The organism is Flavobacterium sp. PL11 (assembly GCF_035985025.1).
Lineage (GTDB): Bacteria > Bacteroidota > Bacteroidia > Flavobacteriales > Flavobacteriaceae > Flavobacterium.
On record NZ_JAXCIA010000009.1, the window covers coordinates 1 to 23,597 of the forward strand.

Sequence of the window (23,597 nt, forward strand, 5' to 3'; positions counted from 1 at the left end):
GAAAAGAATTTATTTTCTTTTCTCTCTTTCTGTAAAAATTTAATATACTTGCAACTCTTTTCTCAAAAGTTGCATTTATAAGTTGAATTCAAGAACTATAAATTAATAAGATTTAGTAATTATCTATAAAAATATAAAATTTCTTTTCTTTTCATTATAACGTTCTTTATTGTTTATAATCGCATTCAAAAATCGGTAAACATTTTTTGTGATACCTGGTGTGAAAACATATTCTTCAATCTCTTGATTGATGAAATAATCATCCATTTCACTTACCACAACAGCTAGATTAATTCTTCTAGTAATTTCTTTATCGTTTAGTTCTTATATTGTTTTCATAGGTTTATCTATTCTAAAAATTTGTTTAAATGATTGGATCTGTATAAATTATCGTCATTTAGTAGTCCAAACATATTATAATTGTTGTTGTCGTAATTACCAGGATAAAAAAGAATGACTTTAAATTCTTTTATCAATTGTTCCGTGTTTTTGAGAAAGTCAGAAGCTCTTAGATAAGGATAGGCTGTACCAAACACATGTAAGACTAAATAAACCTTCTTTTCATTGTTTGTACCGAAATGGTTCTTAACTTTTCAGTAAATTTAGTATAAAAGTTCCCCTCGTTAATTTCTTCCAATATCCATTCTAATGCTTCTTCATCATCTTCTTTTTCCTTTTCTAATATTAAATCAAAAAGGGATCTGTTTGCGAACTGTTCAGCTTTAAGAAAATCGATCATTTCATCGTAAATATTAATCACCAAACAGTCTAAGTAGTTATTGGGTCTACTTAGTTTTTCGATTAGTAAGTTGATTTCCTGACGCATTTCATATTCTTGCGCTGGATCATAAGTGTAGATATAAACTGGAAAAAACAAATTTCCAGTTCTGGGCTCTTGAAACCCTCTATTTCCATTAATTTGAATAGTTTATTGCTATTTAACATGGCTAAATTTCTTGTTTTTCTAATTCACTTAATAGCAATACATCCAAGAACCAAAAGTCACCGGCATTACAACACTCTCTCAAAACTGTATTTGTTATTGCTATTTTTGAATTCTGTTTTTACGCAACATTCCTAGATCAATGAGCATTTTTAAAGCTACTTAACTACTTTTGTAGATTGAATTTTCGGTAATTTTTTGTAATTCTGAATAAAAGCCCATCTTCCTATGCAGAAAGTTAATAAAATCAGTAATTTCTAATTCATAATCTAAATTTTGCCATTTATTTAGTACTACTTCCAGCATAAAGTGCTTAATGATAGGGTAGCATTTACAAATACCGTAATACAATAGTACGTTTTTGCCGTTTCTATCCAACGTCATAAACGAATCGAGTAGTCTTTCATTATTGATTGCCTTTAATCTTTTCGCAATCTCATGTTTTAATGTTTTCTTAGACTTTTCTGAATTTACAGGAATAACATTGAAATCGATATTTTCCATACCGTCAAGGAAATTCTTAGCACTATTAATAACTGAGATAAACGCTTCTGTTTCCCGAAGTAGTAACGCACCTGAAGTAAAGGCAGTGCTATATCTTATTTTTTCTTATGCCAGTAGTTAATTATGCTATTATTTTCTGTTAAAAGTTCTTTTGCCTCGATTTTCAAAAGAAAAGCGATTTTATATAATTGCTCGATGCTGGGTTTTCTTCTATTTTGAGCATACGCATTTACCATATTGTAGCTTTTGCCCAAATGTTCTGCTAACCAAGTCTGTGTCAATCCTTTTTTCTCTAGTTCCTGTGTGATTCTGTTCATTTCAAAAAATTTAAGGCTAACTGTAGAATTTTAACATAGATATAACAAAATATGAGCTAGTATTTTGTGGAAAAATGCGGATAATAAATTACATAAAATCAGACTAACTTTTTTGACCAATGGCTTCTCTAGTCAAAAGTTATTTCCGATTTCAGCGCAGAATATAAAATGAAAACTTAAAAAACTATCTTAAGTTTTTCAAAATAGTGCATCTCGAATAAGTCAAAGCGTAGTTTGATACACATTTTTTAAAACAAAAAAATTACTAACTAAATAAGAGATACATATATAGATTGAGAATACAGTCAAGGCAAAAAAAACCCCAACAGTTGTTGGGGTTTTTTTATGTTTTGAAATGGATAATTTTTAAAGTAAAATGAACCATTATAAAGTAGGTTATGATAAAATATAAATATTATTGAAAAAAGAAATTCTATTTAACATCTTTAAATAAAATGAAGTTTTTTACTTACAATCCACTGGATCAAATTTATATTTTACACTATCAAAATCTATTGGTTCGCCTTTAACAAAGTGCGAAGCCCCTAAAGTTATTTGGATTTGACCATTTCCTAATATCAGTTGATTATTGCGTTTTAAAAAAGCCATTGGATTTTTAAACGTTTTCTCTTTATTACTTCCCTGTATAAAAGTGTAGCTGGCAAATATGGTATCGCCTTTAGTCTCACCTACTAATTCCCCGACTTTTGTTGGCATATTTTCTATTGCCATTTCCATTGTACCGGTTACTTTTCCATCTTCAAAAGTATTTATTTTCAAATCTAATGTATCTTGCTCATAAACCGCCTTGTAACAATTTACGCTTGTAGCTTTTGCTATTTCTTGTGTTTTGTCATTTTTTTCATTCTTATCATTTTTACAACTTTGAAAACTAACACAAGTTATCAATAAACCTAAGACAGCTAAATTTCTCATAATACAATTTTTTAGTTATTTATTTTGATCTTACTATTTGCTAATTTACAAATAAAAATACTACTTCTGACCATAAAATCTACAGTTTTAAAGACAATTTTTATAAATATTTATTATATTTTGAGTTTTACAAGGAAAATATAAATTAAAATCTGACGCGATTGTAATTGGTATCACATCCACTATTCCTGCGCTTTCGTATTGGCTAAAAAATGAAAATCGATAGATATAATGTCACCTCTTTTTAGGCTTAGTTATTAAAAGCACATTATAATTGACATTGAATTATATCACACTAAAAAATTTAAATCTTTGCTATTTTTTAGTTGCTAATATGAAATGAAGTAATAATAGATGTAAAATCTAAACAATCCAATAATTTATTTATCGAAGTTTACGATATCAAAAAAAAATGAGCTTGAATAAATATCGAGCTCATAATTTTAAGATTTACGTCATCATATAGCAACAGCAGTTGATTTTTAATTATGATTACTGCTATATTCGTTTACTTTATTTTTTTCACTTTTATTTGCTATTTCAATTGCTGATGACATAATTTCATCCATGGTAAGTCTTGAAAGCAAGTAACTGATAGTAGATTCAGCACCTTGATTTAGATTTACCTTCTTTTCTTCCAATCCATCATAACAACCACCTGTTTTTGGGTTATAAATGATCATCTTTAAATGATTATTACCTAAAAACCAGTCAAATGCAATCTTCATTTTGACGCGATACGAATTCTCTTTAAACTCATCTAAGAAAGTTCTTAAAGCAAGAATTGTATAAGCCACATCTATGGGTTGTTCACCATATTGATGTACTGATTGACCTTTTTGATACCAACCTTGATTGGATATCACTTTAATTTGAGTATCCGTAAAAATAACTGATAGTAAGAAATCAAATGAATCTTTAGCTATATTTTTGAATAATTTACTTCCTGTCGCTAAACTCGCAAATAACATTGCTTCTGGAATAATGCTGTTAGCATAAGTTAAATATTCCTCATACCATTTCCATTCCTCATCTGAAACTCCGCGATACTTTGAAACTAAATTATCAGCTAAGGTTGTAATGAGCTGTGTAATTTCATTATTTTGTATTTCCAAATTATAATAATATAATCCTTTTATGGAAAACGAAATGGCTCTTGGAGATTTAAAGGTTGTAATAGTATTCAAACTTTTTTTAAGTCCAGTTCTTGCTTTTTCAATTAACTCAGCAGGAATACAATTATGAAAAGAACTAAATTCACCCAATGCCCAAATTCCTCTTCCATTAGCATCCTCCAAATTCTCATTATGATTATTAGCTGTAAATTTTCCATTTACATCCACATAATTTAAAAATGATCCATCTTTTTGCTGACAAAAAAGTATAAAATCTAGGTAGATTTGAATTAATTTTAAATCATCAGGGTCTTTATTCAATTGATAATGTTTTGTAACTGCAATTAATGCTCTAGCGTTATCATCTATCGTATATCCAGAAGAAATATCAGGTACAGCTATCTTTGAGAACTGTATGTAGCCATCTTTAGTAGTCATTCTTTTGATATGATCTAAAGAAATTTTAGGCATATCGTAAACTAGTTCAATCTTTTTATTTGAATTTTTGACTAACTGTATATGAGCAATTGCGGCATTTTCCCAAGATGTAGAGCTTATTTTCTGTAAAGCACTCAATCGCATTTTTTCTAATAGTTTTGGACTATTCAGTACTCTAATTGTTTTGTTTGCCAATTGATCAAAATCTTGAAAATCATAATTTAAACCAGCACCTATCAAAAATTCTTTTGCATGTGGAATGGGTGTCGCGATCACAGGACATCCGCAAGCCATTGCATAAGCTAATGTTCCGCTAACTGCTTGATTTGGGTCTTTTGAAGTAAAAAAATACAATTGAGTTCGTTGTAAATAATGCATCAAATCATCTAATGATAAGTAATGATTTATAAATTTGACATTATCTTCTAATTTGAGCTCTTTTACTTTGTCTTGTAGAGACTCTCTGTATTTTTCACCTTCATTTTTAAATACTTCAGGATGTGTTTTTCCAATTATTAAATATAAAACATTCGGAAATTTTTTAATAATCTTAGGTAAGGCCATTAAAGCAGTTTCAATACTTTTTCCTTCACTCAGTAATCCAAATGTTGACAAAACTATTTTATCATTAAATTGATGCTCTAATTTAAGTTTTGTATTATCAACTGGCGCTACTAAATGGGTTCCGTGAGCAATGACCGTAATTTTATCAATAGAAATACCGTAATCTTTTATTAAAATTTGTTTTGAAAAAATGGTCATCACTACTATACTCTCAGAATAGTATGCAATTTCCTGTACAATACTTTTTAATTTGTCGTTTGGATTTGGCAACACAGTATGAAATGTAGTTGATACAGGTGTTGTAATTTTTTTTAGAAATGGCAATAGATATTCTCCATAATTACCACCAAATAAACCAAACTCATGCTGCAAAAAGAGCATTGAGATATTTTTGTTAGCATTGAGATTTTTGGCTAAGGTTGTAAAATTCTGCACTTCTTGAGTATTGATCCTATATTTAACTTCTTTAGGATATTGATGATTTACTTCTCCAGCTTCTAAAGCGCAAATTTTTATTGTAAAAGAACTACCAAATTTTTGCTGAATTGCATTTTTAAGATCTTGAGAATAAGTGGCAATACCACATTCTCTAGGAGGATAAGAAGTCATTATTACTATTTCTGGCAGCTTAACATCACTGTTTGAAAGTGGATCGTATTTAAGATCATTTGAATTCTTTCTTAAATTGTCTTCTTTATATTTACTTTTATCTGATTTAAAAGTAATATCTGATTTACTGTAGTTTGGAAAAATATTAGCTCTCATAATGGATCGTATTTAATAAAAGTTCTTGTAATAATGCTTTTAAACTCAAGGATGCGCAGGCTATTTGTTTGTCGGCAGCACCATAATAAATATATAAAGTGTCATCAAATAATGCAGTTCCAGTGGGAAATACCACATTAGAAACAATTCCATCCTTCTCATAATCTAAATCTGGCGAGAATAATGGCTCTTTTAATCGTGCAATAACCACCGTAGGATCATCAAGTTGCAATAATGCTGCTGCTGCAGTATAAATATATCCTTGGGAAGTATCTTGAACGCTATGATAAATCAATAACCAACCATATTCAGTAGCAATGGGAGGACAACCACCGCCTATAAAACTGGACTCATGCTGATTTCCAATAGGATCTAAAATAATATGTTGATCAAAATGCAGAAAATAGTTATTCCAAAAACCAACGGTCAAATCCTCTAATTTCTCTATTAAAACAAGCTGAATGCCAGGGCGAATGCGATGTAAAAAAGCTAATTTCCCTTTAATTCTAGCTGGAAAAAATATTACATCTTTATCCCAAATAAAAACTTTTTTACTACGATCAAAATGTCTTGACTGACGAAAATATTTTTTATTTACTAAATTATTACACTCTGCTAAACGCTTAAACTCATCAAATGTGAATTTTGGAACAATGATTCCGTTATTCCGAAATGTCATAAAATCCCGTGATGTGGTCAATGTTCCTAACGCATTCACTCCATCATAAGAAGTATACGTGATATAATAAACACCCTCGATTTTTACAATTCTTGGATCCTCAATTCCTGCTGAGGCCTCAGCAGAAGATGGAATTAATAAAGGTGTATTGTTGCGTTGTACAATATTTAAAGGACCATCAAGTTTACAATATCCTATTGTCGAATAATTACCTCGACGAACCGCTCTATATAATAAGTGTAAAATGTTTCCCTCCTGCATAACCGCTGGATTTAATACACTGTCATTTTCAAATGAGAGAGCTGTTTTTGATAAAATTATACCTTCCTTTTTTACTTTTAACATCGCTTCCTTAAAGTATTATCTCTATATAGATTTTACAAATTATTTGAAAATCAATTTAATAAATGAACCATTATTTAAAATATGTTCTAATTGTTATTAAAAAGGATTACTGTAAATTATTAAGCTTAGACCTTTTAAACAAACTATATTTTACTGAAAATTGTCATTATATATTTCCTTTTACTAAGCGAATATCATTGCCACTATTGATTCAAATAAAATTAGCAGTGGTAACAAGGAAATTTGTTACTTGCCGCGCAGTTTTTATTTTAGCTTTTAAAAATGAAAATTTGAGTACGCTTGTATTACAAAGTTGAAATTATTAGCTTAAAATTAGTTATACGATTTAATTGAATAGTTGTATAAATCACAGATAAACGACACAAATGTTTAAATGTGTTTCGAATTATCTATTTAAAGCCAAGTTTTTAGTAAGAATTATAGAAAATTCTTAGTTTTTAGATAATAGGGAATTGTAATTATGATTGTAGCAAACAAAGAATATAATTTTGTTACGTCAAGATATTGAAGTCATTAGAAATAAAAGGACAAAGCGCCTATTTCTTCTTATATTGGGGTTTGGATTGGTAAAATGTAATGATTTTGTCAACATCATTTAAGAGGGAATCTTTCAAGGACAATTAGTTCATAAAATATGATGATATTATGGGAAAGAACATCAAGTTTACTTCTCTGTCACTTTATGCGGAGTCCAAGGGTAATAAGCGGAGCTGCTCCGACTCCGATTTGTGTGGCAAAGTGTGCCTAAAATAATAGGCACTACTTTTATAAATAAAGTTTCAATTTTAATTCCAATTTTCGGTAACAATACTACCTTTTTCATCCTGTTTTGTAACATTTATAGATCTTGGAATGCGCTCTTGCAATTCAGCTACATGCGAAATAATCCCTACAATCCTATTTTCCTTTCGCAAGGACTGCAGTGTTTCAAAAACGATTGAAATGCTTTCTTGATCTTGGGTTCCAAAACCCTCGTCGATAAAAAAGAAATTTTTATCATTTTTATTTAAGGATTGAACGCTTTCCGCCAATGCTAAAGCTAAACACAAGGAAGCCTGAAATCCCTGACCACCCGAAAGTGTTTTTACGCTTCGTGATGCGCCATTGTTAAGATAATCAATCACTTCAAACTCATTAGCGCTGTTAATAGTCAAGCTCAACTGATTTTTAGTCATTCGGTGAAAACGAATGTTGGCAACATCAGCTAAGTTTTGCAAGTAAATACTAGAAACATAATTGACAAAACCACTCGCATTAAACATATTCGATAATATGCCTAGATTAGAATGTCGTGTACTCACCATTTCAAATTGAGCTAATAAATCTTGTTTTTCTATAAATTGTTTGTTGATTCTTGATAAGTTATCATTTAAAGTGGAGTATAATCCTAATTGATTTTCAAATTGTAATTTGAAACTAGAAAACTGTGATTTCTTTTCCTCTAATATATTATTGTCGAATGTTTTTCCTAGTATCCGTTTTTCTGCTTCTAGCACCGCATTAGTAACAGTCAATAAGTTCACCGTAAATAACTTTACCTTTTCCTTTTCAAGTGTAAGATTCCAATTTTTTAATAGAATAGTTCTAACTTCTTCAACCGAGGAAAAGTTATGTTCGATTAACAATTCTGCAATAGTTTTTTGAGTCAGTTCAAGTGCTTTTTTATATTCTGTAACTTGCAATTGTATTTCTGCTAAACTTCCTGTAAGCATCGCCAAATCTTGATTTTCTTTAGCAATCAGCTCTTTCAAAATTTGAAAATCTTTCGCTGTTTTTAGATTATTATTATGTATTGCCGTTTTCTGAGCTTGAATTGATGCTACAGCAATTACTTCGTATTCGGCAATAGAAAGTATTTTTATTTGACACTGCTCATTATCGATAGCAGCACTTTTAACCGCTTGTAAAGTAACAAGTTCGTTTTTACTTTTGTAATTATTTTTTAGAAGATCGGTTATACTTTCATACTCTTTGCGAATCTTTTTCTCATCATTTTCTAAGGCTATTATTGTTTTTTCTAGTAGTAGTTGTTGTTTTTTTGTAGATTCAAATAATTGAGAATTGCTGGGATCAAAATCTTTCCAAATGAAATTTGTCAGATGAATTTTTAGTTTATTTTGGACGTTTTCTCTTTCCGAATTTACTATTGTTATTTGCGCTTGAAAATGATTTATTTCAAATTCTAATTTTTCGCATTGTGCTTTATTTAAACTAATCTGCAGTTCTCGATCGTTTAAATTATTAATAACTTTAGCGATTATAGCTAATTGATTCGAAACATCTTCACCATGCATAATATTAGGATGCTCTACTGATCCACAAAGCGGACAATTTTCGCCATCATGTAAATTCTCAACAAAAAGAAGTAGCTCTTTAGAAACTAAAAGATTTGTCCTAATTTCTACTGCCTTTTCCTTTTCGAGTGTAACTTTGTCTAAATTAGTTTTTAAAACATTATTCCAACTTTCAAATGGTAATTCTAAAAGTTGAAATGCAGCTGTTTTTAATTTTAAATCGTGCTGAAGTAAATCATTTTTCTTTTTATTCTCATCAAGATTATTTTTCCACGCTTGTTGCTGTTGATACCATGTTTCTATTTCAAATAACAAAGAGGTATCTACTCGAATTTTTTTAGCGTCGCCCAATTGTTTTTCAATGCTTTCTAATTGAAAAATTAGTGCTTTTTCTTTTTTCTCACTATCTAAAAATAAGTTTTCCTCTGCCTTTAGTTTTTCAGCGATAGTAACTAACTCCTTCTTTAAATTTATAATTTTTTCTATGGATTCTAAATCGCAAACTTTGATTTTTGAATTGTCTAAATTTTCAAATTCTGGCTGTAAAATTTCTAAAGCAGATTGGTTTTTTAATCCACTATCTACTAATAACTGCCTTTTATGTTCAGTTACAATTTTATTTTCTTTTGATTTTTCTAAAGCTGTTCTTTCCGTTTTTAAGGTGATTAAATTAGATTTAAAATTGCGTTCTGTTTTTTCATATAAATCTATTTCACATTGTAGCGAATCGATCATTTCTTTTTCAACATTCAATTCAAAAAGTTGGATTTTCTTTTTCTCTAAATCTTCAAAGTTTGTTTTAAGGAGCATTAACTCATTGAGTTCTATTTCAACTAAACTCAATTCACTTTTATTTTTTTGTAATACAGTAGCGGCTTCACCAACTTCATTTTCTAAAACGGAAATTGCTTCGGCTGAAACTGATTCAAAACCTGATAAAACGCCTTTTAATTGATCTAATTCTGTCCTTGTTACACTTTGAGCAGTTGAAACTTTATAAGCCAAATCAAAACGTTGAAGATAAAAAATCTCCTTCATCATATCAGATCGCTCTTTGCCTTTTAAACTTAAAAACTCATTGAATTTTCCTTGCGGAATTATAATGGTACGTCTAAAGTTTTCATAAGTAAGACCTATAATAATCGTTGCATCAGCAGAGGTCATCGGGATCCACTGCTCCTCTTTCCATTCATAAGCCAATCGCTCTATAGAAGTGGTTTCTTCAAAACGCTTTTTTCGTTTCCAATCAGCCACAAACTTAAATTTTCGTTCTTGATAATTTAGAAATTCCAATTCGATATTGGCTCGATCAGATTGTAAATTGAGCATGTTATAAGCGCGCTTATCGGCTTTGTTTAAACGGTCTGTTTCACCATACAACACAAAACCAATGGCTTCTAAAATTGAAGATTTTCCAGAACCTACAGCGCCAAAAATTCCGAATAAACCAGCATCAGTCAGTTCTTCAAAATCAATAGTTTGTTTTTTCTGATAAGAATATAAACCCGCAATAGATAATTTTAATGGTAACATAACTACTTTCTTTATTGATTTTTAGATTGACTTTCAATAATTTCATTAAACAAATCTAATATTTCAGTATTAGGTTCTTGTTTGTACTTAGAAATAAAATAGTCTTTGAATAAGCCTTGCATGTCCTGCTCTAAGTTTACTTTGAAAGATTGTTGCTGTTCTTCATTCTCTTTACTTATAACTGGAATAATATAAATAATTCCATCATGGCTTTCGTGAATTCGCTTTAAATCTAGAGTGGCAAAAAAAGTATCGCTAACCAGAGTTAACTCAACTAAACAATATGGATTTGCTAACAGCCACTCTACAGCTTCATCAATAATTTCAAATCTTTTTCTATGCAAAACTCTTCCTGACTGCAATGGAGCTGCAGTGTACTGAACCGCTTTGTTGGGTTCAGCTTCAATTAAAACTACTTTTTTTTCTTGACCTGTTTCTGAAAAACTATACGACAATGGACTGCTTGAATACACTACAGGACTGTTATGACCACCTACATTTTGAAAACGATGTAAATGTCCTAAAACAGTATATTGAATTTGATGCGGAATACAATCAGTGTAAATAATATCGGCATTTCCTATTTTTAATGGTTTCTCACCATCAGGTTCTTCAAGGATTTCGCCGCCACGTTTGAGCATATATAAATGAGTGGTTAATATATTTACGCCTTTTGTATCACAATATTTATCGGCCAGTTTAGCCCATGAATCCTGTAATAATTTGTTTAATTGATCTTCCTTATTCTCACTCCCTAAATAAGTTTTTAGTCGCATTTCATTGGCGTAAGGGGTAGTTATAATTCTAACTGGGAAATTATATGACGGTAATTTAATTTCCAAAAACCCATTTTCTGATTGTATGATTTCAAAGCCATTTTCGATTATCATTTTCGGTATAGTCATATCTGGATTACCTACAAATAGAATTCCGCATTCTCGTGCAAGGGGATTTGGCGAGTCAATTCTATCTGGACTATCGTGGTTACCTGCGATGGCAATTACAGGTCTTTTTCCATTATTAGTTAATCTTTTTAGGGTTTTATAAAGTAAATCAACAGCCTCAACTGGAGGGTTAAAAGTGTCAAATAAATCGCCGGCAACTATAACTAAATCCGCATTTTGATCGTCAGCAATGGTGCATATTTCATCCATTACCAACCTTTGCTCTTCTAAGCGAGAAAAATGATTTAACTTTTTTCCTAAATGCCAGTCGGCAGTATGTAATATTTTCATTTTAAAACTATAGATTTTGATGCTTATCGCAGTTAATTGTAACTCGTAATTTGACGCAGCAAGATCTAAATAAAAAATTATAAACAGTAACTTTTGATTAAATTGATTTTAATTTTTATTAAATTATATAGATCCATCTAATTTAAAAATGCTGCCTTCAATAAGCGAAGTCCATACAATTCCATTCTTATCCGTAGTAAAGCCATTTATACTTGAAGTGCCTAAATGCACTGTTTTCAAAACTTCAAATTTTTCAGCATCAACAATTACAACTTCACCTTTACGACTTCCTAAATAAATTTTACCGTTATTTTCTAATATTGCTGCTGGATTGTGTTCATATCCTATTTTTAAATCTAAAACTTTACTTTGAGTTATTAAATTTTCCTCGGTCAATTCTATATCATCGTTGAGAGGCAAGCGTAGCAATTCGCCGTCCATTGTTTTAGCATAAAAGAATTTTCCATTTTGACTCTTGCCCATCGATTCGCGTACTTTCCATTTGGAAGTTCTCAATAAAGATTTTCCTGTATTGATATCTAAAATTGTTAAAAATCGTTGAGGCGTTACAAAATAGAGTCGGTTTTTTGAGGAAACTAATTCAACATTTCCTGCAGAATATAATTCTTGTTTTTCATTGCCATTGTTCCACTTCCATAAAAGGTCGCCCGTATTTTTATCTAAACAGTAGAGATAAGTATCCCATGTTCCAAAAATAATGGCATTCCCTTGAATTAGCGGTTTTCCTTGTGAGTAGGATTGTGGTAGTTTATTTTCCCAAATTACTTTTCCATTATTAATATCAATGCAAATGAATTTTGTTGAACTCGCGGTGTACAGTTTTTCGTTCTCAATATTTGGATATCCTACTAAGATTCCCCCAACAGCAGTTTTCCATTTTTGTTTTGATGATCTTTTATCATAACCTACTAAGTTTCCCTCAATTGTTCCAACTATTAGATTACTATTGCTAATTTGTGGTTGAAAATAAATAGAATTGCCTGTCTCAATTTTCCAATTTATTTTCTTATTTTTCAAATCAATTGACTGAATTGATCCTAGTGAATTAGCGAAATAAATATTTTTTTTATCAAAAGATGGAACCGTATAAATGGATGCTATATCATTGACAAAAGATGTTAATTCATTATGCTTCGTGCTTTTATCGATTATAATCTTGGATGGTTTTGTAGAAACTGAATGCGCAAATACAGCGTTTTTTTCTATTTCTTTGTGATAAACACTAATGCTATCGCTGCTTATTACCACTTCGTTATAACCTTTAGTTTGTCCGTCTTTTGAAATTATCGATCTCCCCATAAGCCCACTTAACCCGGAGAAATCATATTTTTTTTGGGTATGTCCATGTCCACAAAAACTAGCTACGGTAGGATATTTTTTTAGAACAGAAAGTACTTCTTTGTAATTACTAAGACTATTGTCTAGCGGATAATGAGAAAAAGTCAATACTTTTTTAATATTATCTTTTAAACTATCTTTTATGGTTTTATCAAGCATAAGTATATCTTCCCTTTTTACAAAACCGTCTCCCATTTTCATATAAGGTCCACATGCAAATCCTACAAAAAGATAATCGCCTTTTGAAAACGCAAACCGATCTGCACCCCATAATTTTTTATAAGTCAAGGCTGCGCTTTCGCTCCAAGTTGTTTCATGATTACCAGAAATAATGTAATAAGGCAGCTTTAAATCGGTAAGAATAGTATACACACGATTGAGCTCCTCATCATCCCCTCGGTTAGTTAAATCTCCAGTTATAACCACGAAGTCATTCTTAGAATCATTGATTTCTTTTATAATTTTTTGGAGTAAAACATCATTATCATTGCCTACAGACACATGTAAATCAGTAAGATGAACAAATTTAATTTCTGGAACTTCCGTTGACTTTTGTGCAAAGCAAGTTGAAATGATAACAAGCAATAGAATTTTAGAAAATATATATTTCATAATGAAGTATTTATTTAGTTTGAGATATTATTAAAAAAATTACTAAAAAATAAAAATTGAAATTTTAATGAGTTTTCCCAATATTCGCCATTGTGTTCTCCCGGACGTTCAATATAATCATGCTTAATTTTTAAGTCTAGCATCTTTTGATGTAAATTTCTATTAACTTTGATAAAAAAATCATCAACACCGCAGTCTATAATAAGTTTTAGTTTATTACTTTCTACTAAATTGAGCATATTAATTACTGTGTTTTTTTCCCAATTTTCAGCAAAATCTGTTATTGAGCCCAATCGTTTTTTTAAATCCCAATTTTCTGAAAACGGACGAATATCCACTCCCCCACTCATACTTCCCGCAGCCCCAAATACGTCCTGATGTTTAAATGATAAGTACAAAGCTCCATGTCCGCCCATGCTAAGACCACTGATGGCTCTACCTTTAGGACTAGCATTAGTTCTATAATTTTGATCAATAAAGGGAATTAACTCTTCAATAATATACGTTTCATATTGAGATGAGGGATCAATGGGACTATTAAAGTACCAACTAGAATAATTTCCGTCTACACCTATAGCTATGAAATTATAGTTGTCAACCTGCTTCATTACAGCTGCAAAACTTTTGGCCCAAGTAGCATAATTTCCACTATATCCATGCAATAAGTAAACTACTGGAAAATTGCTATTTGTCTTTTTATAACTATCAGGAGTGATAATGCAAGACTTTATATTCTTTTTCATGACAGTACTGTACACTTGAATCGTGTCGATCTTTGCTGCATTACTATGTAGCATTACAAATAGAAGTAGCGTTGTAAAAAATATTTTTTTCATGTTATGGCTGATTAGTATTTATACTGCTCAAAATATTTAATTGATTTATAATTCTTTAGTATTTATTTTAAGATCAACTAAGATTACTGTTATTAAGTATGTAGTCAATTAATAAAAAATGAACAGCAGATTAATTGGTTTTTAAACAACTTCTTAATATCGAAACTGGATGCAAAGCTTTTCTATTATACCATCAAAAATTTGGTGACACAGCTTGTTCCTGCTGCTGTAATTTAAAAAGCGGTCAAATTAAAAAATCTACTATGTGAATATTACTATTAATAATACCTTTTTGATTAGTGACAATTCCCACATTTTTCCCTTTTAGAAGAGGCAAATATGTTAAGTAATTTTTAGCTCCTACTTTTATATCTTGTGCAAAAGCGAAGGATAAAATAAGTAAGCTACTTAAAAATATGTTTTCATAATCAATTTATTTACATTCTATAGAACTCAACACTATCATTTAATTATTTATTTGTTTCCATATTTTAGACGAAAAGTTATCTTTATACATTAATCTATTGGTTCGAATAGGATTTACACGATTAGTTAAAATGATTAAATACCTTTTAGAATCAGGATTCAGAAAGAAAAAAGTACCAGTAAAACCAGTGTGACCATATTGATTTTTTGTAAAAATATTGTCTGGTTTTCTCTTATCAAATCCAAGTCCTCTATAGATTCCTTTTCTACCTAAAGGTGAAGATGTAAACTCTTTTATGATTTTTGATTTTAATATTTGTTTTCCTTGATGCTTTCCATTATTCAATAGCATTTGACAAATTACTGATACAGATGATGCGTTTGCAAATAATCCCGCGTTACCTGACACACCACCAAAGATTGCGGCTGCTTCATCATGTACATATCCATTAATTGTATCTCTTCTAAAATAATTATCAATTTCAGTAGGAACAATATCATCAAAAGTGGTCCAATTATAGGGATTATATCCAATATTTTTAATTCCTAATTCTTTATAAATTTCATTTGCCAAATGGTCTAATGTATAATTCGTTTTAGACTCAATAAATTGTTTAATTAGCAAAAAATTTAAATCACTATATAAATATTTACCTCGTATGTTAGTATTTGCTTGACTAATTTTTTTGTAAACTGATTGATAAAATTCTGGATTTAACCACATATTTCTATATATCTGAATATAATTATCTTTTGGCTCGAATGCTAAATACTTAGCATCAAAAAGAATATTCTTATTTACATACATATTATCAAATGGAAGAGGATAATTTTCTGATTTTTCGTTAGTGAGAAGAGGTAATCCATCTGATGTGGAGAGTAAACTTTGATAAAACGTAATGCTTGGTTTTAAACCACTAGTGTGCGTTAACAACTCAAATAGAGTCAAATCAGCGATAGCAGTGTTTTTATACTCAATAACTACATTCCCTAATCTTTCATTCAAACTAATTTTACCGTCTCCAACCATGCGCATCGTTACAAGAGTTGCACCTAAAACTTTAGACATAGAAGCTAAATCATATACATCTTCTGACTTAACCGTTGCTTTTTTTGAATAATCGTGATGACCATAATTTTTCAAAATAAAAATAGAATCTTTACTACCTACTATAATTTGAGCACCTGGAAAAAAACCTTCTTTTAAAGCATTATTAACAATTGAATCAATATAGACTTCATTTTGCTTAACATTGAAAACATTACTCGACTTTTTTAAAGAACTGCAACCAGTTATTGATAAAAGTACCAAAATAAAAACGGTTGCAAATATTATTTTTTTCATTTTATTAAGGATTAATTCTTAAATCTTGTGCCGCCATAATTGCCTCGTTGTTGGTTCCGGTAATTACAATTTTAACTGCCAGCACAGTTTGGTTGGGAAATATAGAGGCATTCCCATAATCAAATGAATCTCCTTTGATAAAATCAACTCCATTATAAGAGTACTCAACGTGACCATCATTAATGATAAATCTTGGGTGATTTGGAATTCCAGTTAACACATCAATTTTCGAGGACACTATAGGTGTTTTGAAAGTGTATAATATCCAGTCACCACTAACACAAGCAACATCAGTCCGCAGATAGGTTTCCATATTATAATCTTCTAAAAGAGAGAATGGAAATTTTGGATTTTCTATCATAGACGATGTCACTTTTACTGCTGGTTCTTGATACGGACTATGATCCAGATTAACTTTAGCAGCTGATTCTTTATCCTCTTTATTTTCAACAGAAAAATCTAAACGATAACTATTTCTTTCATTATAATTTTCTATAGCAAATCTCAAACGTAGTTTAAATTTTAGAGCATTTTCCGCTCCATAGGAATTTATTAATTTGTCATTTTCATAAAGAGTTACGGCTCTAATAGCGCCGTTTGCCGTACTTTCAGCTATTGGATTAAAAGTGAGATACCAAATTCCTGATTTATCTATTGTTTCTGATATTATCTCTGAAAATTTTATAATTTCCTTTTTAGACGTACTCCAGTTGGCTACTGGTAATTTCTCTACTTTTACTGTTGGGCTTGCGGTGCTTTCATTAAAAAAAGTGCGAAATAAGTACTTTTCATACTCTTTAGTTTGAATTGCACTTGAATAAAGTGGTGATTGTATCGTTGGTTCTTTACCATCGGAACTATAACGAACTATCGCTCCATGATAAGGTAATGTTACCGTTATGTTACCTTTATTATATATCGCTGTAGGTGGAAAATCTCTAAATGCAATTCCCATATTTGCAAGTCTCCCTAAGTGACTATTAGTTAATCGACTATAGAAATCCTCCCAGTTTTTTGGCTGTTTATTAGACCAAGCAATTTCAGATAATGCACTAATCCTAGGATAACTCTGGTATTCCATAAATCGAGCTGGTAAATCAAGATATTCACTCCATAAAGCTCCTTGCACTCCTTTTATTAATTTCTGTTGTTGTACCGTTAACTCATTTTCAGGAATAGGTTCAAATGAATACACTCTCTTAGTATCAATAATTGCAGCCCAACGATGGCCACGCTCAGTTGCTGATTGTGCCATATCGAAGTACGTATATTGTCCCGGAATCATAACTGTATTATGACCTTTTTTTACAGACTCAATACCATAACTTATTCCTTGCCAAGCAAAAATTTCTGTTTTAGGACTAAGTTCTCCTCCTTTAATAATTTCATTCCAACCAGCTGCTTTTTTATTATATTTTTCAACAATTTTTTCCACTTTTCTAAAGAAATAATTTTGAAGCTGGAAGGTGTCTGTATAACCTTCTGTTTCCATAACGGCTATACATTTTGGACATTGTTCCCAAGTTGCAAGGTTTACCTCATCACCTGCAACGTGTATATATTCAAAAGGAAACATCTCAGAAAACTCTTTTATAATAGAATCTAAAATGTTATAATTTTCTTCACGCCCCACGCACCATACATTGTTCACTTCGCCTTGAACGCTTTTAGTCTGTTTGGTAATTACACATCCTATCTCAGGATATGCACCTATAACTGCGCGTGAATGTCCTGGAATTTCAATTTCTGGCATAATAGAAACCCCACGTTCTGCCGCATAATTTACTATTTCTTTAATGTCTTTTTGTGTGTAATACCCTCCATATCGTTTATTACCAGAACCGTATGCAGGTGGTAATACTTCATCTGGTCCTCTAAAACCTCCTTTAATTGCTAAATCAGGCATTGATTTTATTTCAACTCTCCATCCATTATCGTCAGTAAGATGCCAGTGAAAAATATTCATTTTGTGTGCAGCTAACCAATCAATATATTTCTTAACTGTTTCCTTGTCAAAAAATTGTCTTGAAACATCTAGCATCATTCCACGCCATGCAAAACGGGGATAATCTTCAATTTTAACATAGGGAATAGTTCCTTGCTTGACTTCTTTAGCCGTAATTATCTGTACTAATGTTTGAAAACCATTCAATAATCCATTTGTAGATTTTCCCTTAATTATCACTCCATTCTCTGATACATTCATGGTATATCCATCAGTAGGAATACTTGCCTTTTTATCAATAAGAAGTGAAATATTTTTCTTTTTGTGCTTATTACCAATACTCATAATTGGCTTAATACCAGTTTTTTTTAAAAATTTATCTTTTATAAAATATTTACTATTTCCTAACTTTTTATCAATCGTAATGTGAATTGAATTTGGAATTAAATATACCTTATCTATTTGTTCTACCTTGACAGGTTTAGGGATTAAATCTAATTTCTGCCCATAAAAAACAGTATAAAAACTAAAAAAAAATACTATGAATAAAAGCTTTATTTTCATGTCTCTATTTATTAAATTGTATTAAAGTACTTTCACTTTGTGTAGCGCTTAATGCCGTTATTGCAAAATCATAATTCTGAAAATCAGTTGGAGAGATTTCTATAGTCGTTGCTGTAGTTACATAATAAATGTTTTCAGAGTTAGATAAATCAGCTAACTTATCTTTAGAAAATTTGTAAATAACAAATTTTTTATTGTCTTTGCCATGCATCCAATGTAGCGTTACTTGCCCTAATTTTTGAGTAACATTTGGATTTATTGGTGGAGCAGGTTGTATTTTAATTACTCTATTTGCCTCAGGGGTTAATGCTATATGTTTGTATTGTTTTTCTACAATAGGTTTTCTCAGCGTATCACCCAACTTTTGAAAAACGTTTGCCGTAAAATGCATCGAACCATCAAGTAAAGGTATTGAACGAATCATTTCCAGTTGTCGCACAATTTGATTTGCGCTTCTCCATTCCACCTCTTTAGCTTTCTTTGTAATTTTATAATCTCCAAGACCTATATACACATTTGCTCCATATTTGTGAGTAGCCCACCATTTTGCTAAAACTTCAAAATCAGCTCTATCAAATCCAATATGCCAATACAACTGAGGGGTAACATAATCAATCCAATTTTCTTTTTGCCATTTTAAAATATTGGCATACAAATCATCATAGTTTGTAACTCCTGCAATCGTATTACTACCATCCAAATCTTTTGATTTGTTTCGCCAAACTCCAAATGGTGAAATTCCAAATTCGACTTCAGGTTTATTGGCATTTATCGTATCTCTTATTTGTTTTATAATAAGATCAACATTATCTCTCCGCCAGTCATCTTTATCTTTAAATTGGCGATGCTCTTTAATAAAAGCTTGCTCATCTGGAAATTCTTGTCCAGTAATTTTATAGGGATAAAAATAGTCATCCATGTGTATCGCTTGAATATCATAGTTTCTAACAATTTCACCTACAACAGAAGCAACAAAATTTCTGGTTTCTTGAAGACCTGGATTGAAATATCGAGTTTTGCCATAAGTAACAAATAGCTCTGGCTTTTTAAAATATAAATGAGATTTAACAAGGACATCTTTAGTGATGTCTTTTTGTACCCTATACGGATTAAGCCACACATGTACGCTCATTCCTCTTTTACCAGCTTCATCAATCATTAATTGTAATGGATCAAAACCTGGAGCCAATCCTTGTTTTCCAGTTATCCAATGGGATGCTGGCTCTTTGGAAGATTTATAATAAGCATCTGCTGTAGGTCGAATTTGAAAGACAACGGTATTTAGATTGTAAGAGCGTAAATTGTCTAAAATCGCTGTCATTTCGCTTTTCATTTCTTTATCTGAAAGACCAGGTTTTGATGGCCAATCAATATTATCAACTGTTGATATCCAAGCAGCACGCATTTCTCTTTTTAAAGATTCCTGGCTATACATTGTAATTTGAAATAATACTAGCAGAATTAAAATATTTATAGTTTTCATAATTATTTTTTAAAATTTTAATTTTTATATCAAGGCATATAAGTTTTACGATTAATCTAATCTCGCACTTAATTATGCTGTCAACAATAAAAGCTAAATCACCCACTAAAGTTCTACTATCCTAATGATTGCATAAAAAAGTATTGTAAATATAATTTGGTACAAAAAATCCGTTCTATCGTCGCTAAATAATTATCGCACTAAAATATTTTTATTACTTATGGAATAACTAATTTTTTCATTTAATTATGTAAAGTATATCTATTATAAACTATACGGATGACAATTAATTAAGCCTAGTTAGTTATTTTAAATAACTTCTTAATATCGAAACGGGATGCAAAGCTTTTCTATTTGTACCATCAAAAATTTGGTGGCGACAACTTGTTCCTGCTGCTGCAATTTCAGTAGTATCTGCTGTTGATCTAATTTTTGGAAACAAAGTATCCTCGCCCATTTGCATACTTATTTCGTAATGCTCTTTCTCGTATCCAAAAGATCCTGCCATTCCACAACAACCTGAATTATAAATAGTAACGGAACTGTTTTTTGGTATGTTGAGCATTGTAAAAGTCGCCTCAATGGAACTCAACGATTTTTGATGACAATGTCCGTGAATTTTTATTGTTTTAATTTCATCTGAAAATTGATCTGCATTTATTTTTCCTTTTGTAATTTCATTTTTGAAAAACTCTTCGATAGTAAATACATTTCTAGCCAGTTTTTCAGCACTTTCTTTATCATCTGCTAATCGGATGTATTCATCTCTAAAAGTCAATATTGCTGAAGGTTCAATGCCTATTAACGGACAATCATTAGTAATTAATTTTGAAAATAGCATTACATTTTTATTAGCAACATCTTTTGCTTCTTCAAGAAAACCTTTGGAAATAAAAGCTCTTCCACTTTCTTCGTGATCAATTATAACAACTTGATAACCTACTGCTGATATTAATTGGTAGGCGTCAATTCCCACAGAAACATCATAAAAATTAGTAAACTCATCACAAAAAAGATATAGTTTACCATTTGGAAAAATATTGATTTTTTCTACTTTCTTGTTTTTCTGATACCAATTTCTAAAAGTCTTAGCAGCTAGTAGTGGCACTTCTCGTTTTGCTGCAATTCCCATCGTTTTTTTGACTACTGGTAAATTGACTATGAAATTAGTCATTTTTGGAGCAATGCTTCCAAGTTCATTTAGTTTGGCGTTGTACGCAAAAACTTTATTTCTAAATGAAAAACCATTTGCTTTTTGGTATTGGTACAAAAACTCTGATTTTAATGCTGACACATCCACATTACTTGGACATTCACTTGCACACGCTTTGCAACTTACACACAATTCAAAAACTTTATATAATTCTTCGTGATCAAACTTATTGTCTTTTTCAGAATGTGTCAAGTATTCTCTTAATGCATTTGCTCTGGCGCGAGTGGTATCTTTTTCATTTCGTGTGGCGCGATAACTAGGACACATACTTCCACCCGCCGAAGGCAGTTTTCGACAATCACCTGAACCATTGCATTTTTCTGCAAGGCGTAAAATCCCTAAACTGTCTGAAAAATCCTGAATGGTTTGAATATCAGGTTCCACTCTACCCGCTTCTACTCTTAGATTTTCATCCATCTTAGAAGCATTTACAATTTTGCCTACATTCAAAATGGTATATGGATCAAATGCTTTTTTTATTCTTTTCAGCAATTCATAATTTTTGTCACCAATCATATAGGGCAAAAATTCTCCACGTACGATTCCATCGCCATGCTCTCCGCTAAGTGAACCTCTATATTTTTTTACTAAAATAGCTACTTCGGTGGCAATATTTCTAAACTGATGTAAGCCCTCTTTTGTTTTTAAATTTAATACAGGACGTAAATGAATTTCTCCAGCCCCAGCATGTGCATAGTAAATCGCACTTTGTCCGTGACGTTCCATCATTGCAGAAAATTCAGCGATATAATTAGGTAAATCACTTAATTCTACCGCTGTGTCTTCAATTGAATCAGCTGCTTTATCATCACCCACAATACTTCCCAAAAGTCCCAGACCTGCTTTTCGCAACTCGTTTATTTTATCAATATCAGTTCCAAAAATTTTTGGCAAAGCATAAGCAAAGTTATTTTTTTGCAAATCAGCAATTAGCGCATCAGCTTGTCTTTCGGCATCTTCCATACTAATATAGGAAGCCACCTCCAGCATAATCACTGCTTTAGGATCGCCCTGTATAAAAAATCGATTTTTAGCTTGTTCTCTATTGGTTTTAGTACAGTTTAAAATAGTATCATCCATCATTTCGCAAGTGTACAAATGATGTTTCATAGCGATGACAACAGCCTCTAAACTTTCTTGTATCGTATGAAAATGCGCCACAACCATTACATTATTTGTAGGTGGTAAATCATCTACTTTAAGGGTAATTTCAGTAGTAAAAGCTAGAGTACCTTCGCTTCCGCAAAGTAGTTTACCTAAATTTATTGTGCTTTCCGTTCCTCCAAAAAGTTCAGAATTAAGCAATATATCTACGGCATAACCTGTATTTCTTCTATGAATCTCAGGTTTAGGAAATTCCTTTTTGATTTCAATTTGGTTTGCTACAACAGACAACTCTTGATATATTGTTTTATAAATGGCACTTTCAAGTGTATTCCCTTTTGTTTTATCCACGAATTCTGCTGAACTCAATTCTTTGAAAACTACAGTACTTCCATCACTCAAAATAGCTTTAATCTCTGCAATTTTATCCCGAGTTACCCCATAGCGTATAGAAGTAGTTCCGGAGGAATTGTTACCAACCATTCCTCCAATCATACAGCGATTAGAGGTCGAAGTGTTAGGACCAAAAAATAATCCATAAGGTTTTAAGTATAAGTTTAGCTCATCCCGAATTACGCCCGGTTGGACGCTGACAGTTTTATTGACTTGGTCAAATGCGACAATTTTAGTAAAATGTTTAGAAACATCTACAATTATTCCGTCTCCCACAGTCTGACCTGCTAGAGAAGTTCCAGCGGTTCGAGGCGTAATTGAAATTTTATTTTCTGACGCAAATTGAATTATTTTCGAAATATCCTTTTCCGATTTTGGGATTGCAACGGCTACAGGTGCGATTCTATAGGCAGAAGCGTCTGTGGAATATAAAATTTTATTCAGTTCATCATATAAAAGCGTTCCTTCTAATGAATTTGATAACTGTAATAATTTTTTAGAAATAGACATGTATTATTGGCTGTTTTATTAATTTGGAAATCAATGGCATTGCAAAATTTTCTACTAATTTATGAATTTCAAAATCCTAAAATTTTAATTTTTTATAGAAATAGAATTGAAGTCTTGA

General features: G+C 31.0%; 15 protein-coding genes. All 15 read right to left on the reverse strand.

What is annotated here, in order from left to right:
- Positions 1–347 precede the first annotated feature (347 nt).
- Entirely contained in the window at positions 348–536 is a 189-nt protein-coding gene (locus tag RCH18_RS16130) for a BREX protein BrxB domain-containing protein (protein ID WP_442788151.1), read from the reverse strand.
- Positions 537–544: 8 nt separating this feature from the next.
- Positions 545–877, reverse strand: a complete 333-nt coding sequence (locus RCH18_RS06495) for a hypothetical protein (RefSeq protein ID WP_326935942.1) — start codon at positions 875–877, stop codon at positions 545–547.
- A 228-nt stretch (positions 878–1,105) separates the two neighbouring features.
- On the reverse strand, positions 1,106–1,546 hold the full coding sequence (locus RCH18_RS06500) for a BrxA family protein (protein ID WP_326936028.1): 441 nt from the start codon (positions 1,544–1,546) through the stop codon (positions 1,106–1,108).
- Positions 1,543–1,764, reverse strand: a complete 222-nt coding sequence (locus tag RCH18_RS06505; RefSeq protein ID WP_326935943.1) for a helix-turn-helix domain-containing protein — start codon at positions 1,762–1,764, stop codon at positions 1,543–1,545. The genes RCH18_RS06500 and RCH18_RS06505 overlap by 4 nt, the downstream gene beginning before the upstream one ends.
- 465 nt (positions 1,765–2,229) lie before the next feature.
- Positions 2,230–2,700, reverse strand: a complete 471-nt coding sequence (locus tag RCH18_RS06510; RefSeq protein ID WP_326935944.1) for a hypothetical protein — start codon at positions 2,698–2,700, stop codon at positions 2,230–2,232.
- Positions 2,701–3,182: 482 nt separating this feature from the next.
- Entirely contained in the window at positions 3,183–5,582 is a 2,400-nt protein-coding gene (locus RCH18_RS06515; protein ID WP_326935945.1) for a glycosyltransferase, read from the reverse strand.
- Complete coding sequence (locus RCH18_RS06520; protein WP_326935946.1) at positions 5,572–6,606, reverse strand: pesticidal protein Cry7Aa; 1,035 nt, start codon at positions 6,604–6,606, stop codon at positions 5,572–5,574. Before RCH18_RS06520 ends, RCH18_RS06515 begins: the two co-directional genes overlap by 11 nt.
- 806 nt (positions 6,607–7,412) lie before the next feature.
- Entirely contained in the window at positions 7,413–10,454 is a 3,042-nt protein-coding gene (locus RCH18_RS06525) for an SMC family ATPase (RefSeq protein WP_326935947.1), read from the reverse strand.
- An 11-nt stretch (positions 10,455–10,465) separates the two neighbouring features.
- On the reverse strand, positions 10,466–11,689 hold the full coding sequence (locus tag RCH18_RS06530; protein ID WP_326935949.1) for a metallophosphoesterase family protein: 1,224 nt from the start codon (positions 11,687–11,689) through the stop codon (positions 10,466–10,468).
- A gap of 123 nt (positions 11,690–11,812) precedes the next feature.
- Positions 11,813–13,660 carry an outer membrane protein assembly factor BamB family protein gene (locus RCH18_RS06535; RefSeq protein WP_326935950.1) on the reverse strand — a complete coding sequence of 616 codons (1,848 nt, stop codon included), beginning with the start codon at positions 13,658–13,660 and terminating at the stop codon, positions 11,813–11,815.
- Between the two features lie 14 nt (positions 13,661–13,674).
- Positions 13,675–14,496 carry an alpha/beta hydrolase gene (locus tag RCH18_RS06540; protein WP_326935951.1) on the reverse strand — a complete coding sequence of 274 codons (822 nt, stop codon included), beginning with the start codon at positions 14,494–14,496 and terminating at the stop codon, positions 13,675–13,677.
- A 466-nt stretch (positions 14,497–14,962) separates the two neighbouring features.
- Complete coding sequence (locus RCH18_RS06545) at positions 14,963–16,267, reverse strand: serine hydrolase domain-containing protein (protein ID WP_326935952.1); 1,305 nt, start codon at positions 16,265–16,267, stop codon at positions 14,963–14,965.
- Positions 16,268–16,271: 4 nt separating this feature from the next.
- Positions 16,272–18,776 carry a beta-N-acetylhexosaminidase gene (locus RCH18_RS06550; RefSeq protein WP_326935953.1) on the reverse strand — a complete coding sequence of 835 codons (2,505 nt, stop codon included), beginning with the start codon at positions 18,774–18,776 and terminating at the stop codon, positions 16,272–16,274.
- Between the two features lie 4 nt (positions 18,777–18,780).
- Complete coding sequence (locus RCH18_RS06555; RefSeq protein WP_326935954.1) at positions 18,781–20,259, reverse strand: glycoside hydrolase family 10 protein; 1,479 nt, start codon at positions 20,257–20,259, stop codon at positions 18,781–18,783.
- Between the two features lie 304 nt (positions 20,260–20,563).
- Positions 20,564–23,479 carry an FAD-binding and (Fe-S)-binding domain-containing protein gene (locus tag RCH18_RS06560; RefSeq protein WP_326935955.1) on the reverse strand — a complete coding sequence of 972 codons (2,916 nt, stop codon included), beginning with the start codon at positions 23,477–23,479 and terminating at the stop codon, positions 20,564–20,566.
- Positions 23,480–23,597: the final 118 nt, after the last annotated feature.